Source organism: Ferroplasma sp., assembly GCF_037442045.1.
Taxonomy (GTDB): domain Archaea; phylum Thermoplasmatota; class Thermoplasmata; order Thermoplasmatales; family Thermoplasmataceae; genus Ferroplasma.
The window spans coordinates 1-5,344 of the sequence record NZ_JBBIRC010000065.1; the positions used below are offsets into that span (position 1 = coordinate 1).

The following is a 5,344-nucleotide window of genomic DNA, read 5'->3' on the forward strand; positions in this document are numbered from 1 at the left end:
AGACTAAAGATGTAAGTATATACAGTAACCCAATTTGCTTATGATTGGTCGAAAAAATCCAGCCTCTCACTGAATTATATATTTTATTATTTTTCTCATATATTTCATTGTTACTTTCAGCTTCCATAGGGCTTTCATTTCTTTGTAAAATATAAGAGTAATTATAGAATATTTTCGTGCTTAATTGAAGCTATTATGGTTTATATTGCAATAATTTATCATTTTCATTCATTTCTTGACCAATTTGTGTATAAAAACTATCAAATTATTCATAATTAAAATGCTTCAAAATGTAAGCAATTTGTATTATTTAATAGATTCTTTGTGCTTTTTAAATTTGTAGTTTTTTTTAAATGATTTATAAATATAAAGCCGGTAAACAATCTATAAAAATCTCTATATATTATATTAAACTTATTTACCAAAATGGAGCAGGAAGGTAAGTATAACAAAAAATTACTGGCATTTTTCATCGTTTTTTTTATTATTATAGTATTTCTTGCTGTTTACGGAGCTGAACATTATGATGGACATGATGAATCGATTGAACTCGAACAGTATTGTAAAATATCGGATAGCGATTTAATTAAAAATAGCGCAAATACATATATTTACTATGTTGCATGGAATGGGAGCCCTACTGGAAATGCCGGTTCCTGGGCAATTTATCAATTTCTGAGTGAAAATGGATGCAATATGACTAGAAAATTCAATACTTCACAATCAATGGGGAACTTTGAATATAATAATACTCCTGGCATTATTTTCAATCATTCAAATTATACTGTAAAATATAACGGTAAAACTACAGTAGTAGTTCCAGTATACTTATATGGTGAAAATCTTACAAACAAAACAACTATTTCGGCAGGCCTTAAGACTCTAAAGAGCGACGCCCCAGCATCCGTTTATCAGGAAATAAAGATTTATACAACAGAAGCAATAGTTGATGGATTGAGCATATCAAGCGACAATATCAGTGCATTTCACCACATAAATTCAGTAACACTGATTACAGGCCCATCCGGAGTGTATATATTGAATGGTTATTTAGTTAATCCGAGTAATTTTATTTATAATAATAACCCATTGCCTCCTGAAACAGTATTAAGTGACATAAAGAGCAAACAGTCCGATTTTGGGGTTGGTACTGCTGTAGAAGGTCTTGAATCGACAATTAAGGATGTTAATTAATAAATAGAATGAAATTCCAGAGGAATATATGGATTCATTATGTGTGCAATTAGTTCTGTATATATTTCTGGTCTCCTATCTATCCTAAAAAATTAAAAGTTCCTGCTTTTAAACTTAAATTTCTACTCCACCAGATGTGATCCTGCTTTACACAATGCTTTATAAAGCATAGAGTCGGGGATGGGATCCTTATATTTCCTCGCCGAAATATAAGAGTTCTACTCAAACTACTAAGAAATTATAAATTATTGATTAAACTTGTCAATTACTATAACTCTGGCTTTAACAGGATAAGTGGATATATTGTTGAAGTCTATTTTTCATATCAGAAATATTTAAAGATAGAGGATCCATTTTTGAAAATACCAATACTGTCCAGGAATATTTAATTAAAATGAACTGTAACAATAACATATAATAAATAATATACCAGCTTTGCAGTACATAATGTCTAATTGAAAATGCTCTGCGAAGATTAAATTTTTTACTTATAATTAATTTATTGGAAATTAAGACTTTTCCCTGCTTCTTAATTTTATTATTATCATCGCTGTAATGAATGCCAGGGCAATTGCCAACATAAACAGATCGACAGCGTAACCATCCGCGTAAAATCCAGAAACTATTGAACTGCTTGAATCCGGGCTGATAGCTAGTATCAAACCAAAAATTGCCATATTTGGTATTGAAAATAATTTTCTTGCCTGATTTTTAAATTTTATTGTCATATATATCCTTAATTTTCTATTATACTTAAAAGTAATTATAAAATATATTTATTATTTATATATCTAATTATAATTTAATCGGAGTGGTTCTTAGTGCTTTCCGGTACCATGGTTATCTTTGTTGCAGCCAATGCAGTAAATCCCAGCCCTATAATAAACGCAGCTGTTCCTATTACTCCGGTATAAGCACTAAAAGGTATTAAAGAGTATATTGAAAGTATGAAAGTCCCAAATCCGCCTAGTAACAGTGCCAAACCGATAATTAGCAATTTAATTCCATTAATTTTCACATATATCACCAAATAACTTATATATTTCTAGTATATAAAGATATACAATTATTTCCATGATGCAATAATTTAATTTTAATTCCTTATGGAGGGCCATTAAGTATCATTCAGGCAATTATAATTATAAAAAATAATCAAATTAACCTGAAATTATGCCGGAACAACAATAAATTCAAAAAGATTTATATAAAAGCCCATGATATTATTTATGTATCGTAACTTTACATTTATTTTATTTTTGCATGTCCAGGAATAGCTTTTTCCAATGTTTTTGAAAAACAGAGATATAGGTACACTAATCCATTATTATTTTCAGATTTATAGCATTGCAGATTGTCTCTTCTTTTGGCTAATACTCACTCTATTGCTGATTTTATCTTTTTCCTGTTTATGGATAATTGATGTTTATGCCCTTCATATATTCAGGCTGATATCAGTGAAATGCTTCCATCGATTCCATGCATTTCATTGTATATTAATGAAAAAAACATATGCACTTTTATTTTCTGAGGTATATGGTATGCAGGGAATGCAATGCCGATTGTATTTATAGTCCTGAAGCAGTGTTCTATTCCTTTTCCTGTAAAGATCTATTATTTTTTCTGAATCCATATCATTTATGTTTGTGAATACAGCATTCTTATCAATAATGGATAATCTCTGTTCCAGCCTTTCCTGGTTTATTTCAAATCCTAAAATTATTGTTTCATTTAAATTTTCAGATTCTAAATATATTCTTGTTTCCTCCAATACATCATAATTGCCTGAATGCATGGTCTTCTTTGCTTTAATGATTGCGTTCCCTAATTTCTTCATGAATTTGTTCTTTCTCCTGATCTCCAGGGCTCTGGAATGGTATAGAATTATTTTATGGCCTTTCCAATAAACATTTTTTATAATATCAACATATGAATTTTCTTTTACTGGAATCATCATAATACTATAGTAATCAGAACTTTTAATTGAGCCAATGTATTTTCTATCCCTTATTAGATCAATATTATTCTTTGAATTGTATCCCCTGTCAAAAATAAGTGTTAAATCCTTAGGAATATTTTCAATAATATTTGCAAATATCTTTGAATCATACAAATTCCCGGGTATGATTCAAAGTAAAGTGGTATGTAATCATAATTGGCAGCCATGTAATATGAAATAATATGAAATCTGGTTAAGGTAATAACGATGCTTCTTGTTATAGCCTTTATTGGCCATATAATTTCCACCATAAATGTGCAATATTTGAAGCATCGAAGAATATATTTTTAAAATCATAGCTCATTGATATTATCTTATACTTTATTTTATCCTTAATATTTTTCATTTTTTCATCAGTAAACCGATCCATGGGATTCCAGGAGTCCTGTGAACTTATATTTAGAAATATTATAGATGAATAATCCCTGTTCATCCACATGCCTATTTTATTCTTTGAATATGATTCAGATAATCTGCTCATGATGAATAGAAGCATATAATCTCCAGGCGACATTCTATTGCCATTATATTTCATTATTTTATTTACAGTATTCTTGAAATATATTTTTTAATCTATAAGAAAGAAAATAATGTTAATCCTGCACTGTAGCTCTTAACCATTATATCTTTTAATCCATTTCCCCTGTCATCAATAATCCTTGAAAGATTGATTTCCAAACACTGATTTCCTTTACTATTGTTGGCACACCATTGATTCTTTTCTTCCACATTCCATTAACAATATAATCAATAGTGCCGAAAATACAGAAGTTCATATTCAATAATATTGAATGTTAATTGTGTACCCACTATAACAGTCTTCGAAAATGCCAAAATCACTACGTTTCAAAAAGAGAAAAAACGAATCAATGGAAAGACACGTTATTATAGAATTTATTTCCTGTTTATTTATTCAAAGTTATGGATTTATTAATAATCAGTAATTTTAGATATAATGAAAATTGCATCAAAATTTAGACTGGATAACAAGCTGAATACATACAGTTAATATTATAGTTGAACATATTCAATAATAAGTATTTTATATATACTTGTAATAAATTGCTATGGCAATAGATATATTTAGTGCATTGCTTACGTTACATGCAGCAGTTTATAATCCGAATACTGAAACTTTCTTCCTTGAAGTTATAATGGGAATGTGTGCTGCTATAGCAATAGGAGCAACGATTTTTGTAAAAGAATTCGTTTTAAGAAAATGAACAATGAAATAATTTAATAATTTTTAAATAATTATTTATTTACAGACAGGTTGCTATTATTTGTTTTTAATAAAATTGGAGATTCTATGACAGAATATCTATACATTGTGTCAATTGTGCTAAGCCACATGAAAGGAAGTGAAACTGCCCATAAGATTGCAGAGAAATATAGCTGTTGTTTTATTCCGTAAAATGGGAAAAGGTCCGTGAGTGAAATTATAGATATATAGAAAAATACAAGGCCAGTCATACTGAACATCATAGAATTTAACTCTACATATGCTGCCTTATAATTAATCAGGCTAAAATATACTAGATAAGTAATAAGACCGGCAATTATTGCCATTGCATTCATCAGGAAATAATAATAGTAATTAATATAAGCAAAGTATGCAACTGGTGGTATAAACCAGATAAACATTAATGCAGAGGCGACCACAGAAAGTATAGCTTTGACTTTCATTGTTTTTATAAATGGCTTAAAGCCCAGCTTTGTTATTGAAAACATCAAGAATATGCCAGATACGAACATTAAAATATTAACTCCATAAAAGAAAAGCATAGATGTTAATTCAAGATGGTAAAATATTCCTATAACTTCCATAACCGGGATAAGCATAACGAAGAATATTGCCAGTAATGGAAAATAATTGCTGTTTCTTAAGTTTTTAATACTGGATACCAGTTTAATTCTTGACCTGCGATTGAAGAATACTGTAAGCATAAAATTGCTGAATAGCAGCAAAAGTATACTCTCTGACAACAATGCTGTGCTAATTGCTGTAGCTGCCACGGCAGCCACTGTAGGCAATATTGCTGTTAAGCCTTCGCACTGGCAGCTCAATGCAGAGATTCCTCCACTTATTGCTGGTGTTGCCATCGTGCTTATCTGTTTTCTCGCCTTTGATTTTTTTCCTGGTGTTCCGGGATT

The 5,344-nt window shown here is 29.7% G+C and carries 7 protein-coding genes and 1 pseudogene; 2 read left to right on the top strand and 6 right to left on the bottom strand.

The window, feature by feature from the left end:
- Positions 1-426: 426 nt before the first annotated feature.
- Positions 427-1,194: a DUF929 family protein gene (locus WKI77_RS07120; protein WP_337861135.1), complete on the top strand. Its 768-nt coding sequence runs from the start codon at positions 427-429 to the stop codon at positions 1,192-1,194.
- A gap of 509 nt (positions 1,195-1,703) precedes the next feature.
- Here the strand turns inward: WKI77_RS07120 and WKI77_RS07125 are convergent.
- The 5 genes from WKI77_RS07125 to WKI77_RS07145 all read right to left on the bottom strand — a co-directional run bounded on the left by WKI77_RS07125 (position 1,704) and on the right by WKI77_RS07145 (position 3,919).
- On the bottom strand, positions 1,704-1,922 hold the full coding sequence (locus WKI77_RS07125) for a hypothetical protein (RefSeq protein ID WP_337861136.1): 219 nt from the start codon (positions 1,920-1,922) through the stop codon (positions 1,704-1,706).
- Between the two features lie 74 nt (positions 1,923-1,996).
- Positions 1,997-2,212, bottom strand: a complete 216-nt coding sequence (locus WKI77_RS07130) for a hypothetical protein (protein WP_337861137.1) — start codon at positions 2,210-2,212, stop codon at positions 1,997-1,999.
- Positions 2,213-2,677: 465 nt separating this feature from the next.
- The gene (locus WKI77_RS07135) at positions 2,678-3,304 is read right to left on the bottom strand and encodes a transposase (RefSeq protein WP_337861138.1); all 627 of its coding nucleotides are present in this window, start codon (positions 3,302-3,304) and stop codon (positions 2,678-2,680) included.
- A gap of 112 nt (positions 3,305-3,416) precedes the next feature.
- On the bottom strand, positions 3,417-3,725 hold the full coding sequence (locus WKI77_RS07140) for a hypothetical protein (protein WP_337861139.1): 309 nt from the start codon (positions 3,723-3,725) through the stop codon (positions 3,417-3,419).
- A gap of 38 nt (positions 3,726-3,763) precedes the next feature.
- Positions 3,764-3,919: a hypothetical protein gene (locus WKI77_RS07145; RefSeq protein ID WP_337861140.1), complete on the bottom strand. Its 156-nt coding sequence runs from the start codon at positions 3,917-3,919 to the stop codon at positions 3,764-3,766.
- A 338-nt stretch (positions 3,920-4,257) separates the two neighbouring features.
- Here WKI77_RS07145 and WKI77_RS07150 point away from each other — a divergent pair, with 338 nt between their 5' ends.
- Complete coding sequence (locus WKI77_RS07150; protein WP_337861141.1) at positions 4,258-4,413, top strand: hypothetical protein; 156 nt, start codon at positions 4,258-4,260, stop codon at positions 4,411-4,413.
- Positions 4,414-4,444: 31 nt separating this feature from the next.
- Here the strand turns inward: WKI77_RS07150 and WKI77_RS07155 are convergent.
- Positions 4,445-5,344 (bottom strand): annotated as a pseudogene (locus tag WKI77_RS07155) (hypothetical protein); the annotation flags it as partial.

Excerpts from the sequence above, each read along its gene's own strand:
- WKI77_RS07125 (WP_337861136.1), bottom strand. The coding sequence starts at position 1,922 with ATGACAATAAAATTTAAAAATCAGGCAAGAAAATTATTTTCAATACCA.
- WKI77_RS07120 (WP_337861135.1), top strand. The coding sequence starts at position 427 with ATGGAGCAGGAAGGTAAGTATAACAAAAAATTACTGGCATTTTTCATC.
- WKI77_RS07150 (WP_337861141.1), top strand. The coding sequence starts at position 4,258 with ATGGCAATAGATATATTTAGTGCATTGCTTACGTTACATGCAGCAGTT.
- WKI77_RS07140 (WP_337861139.1), bottom strand. The coding sequence starts at position 3,725 with ATGAAATATAATGGCAATAGAATGTCGCCTGGAGATTATATGCTTCTA.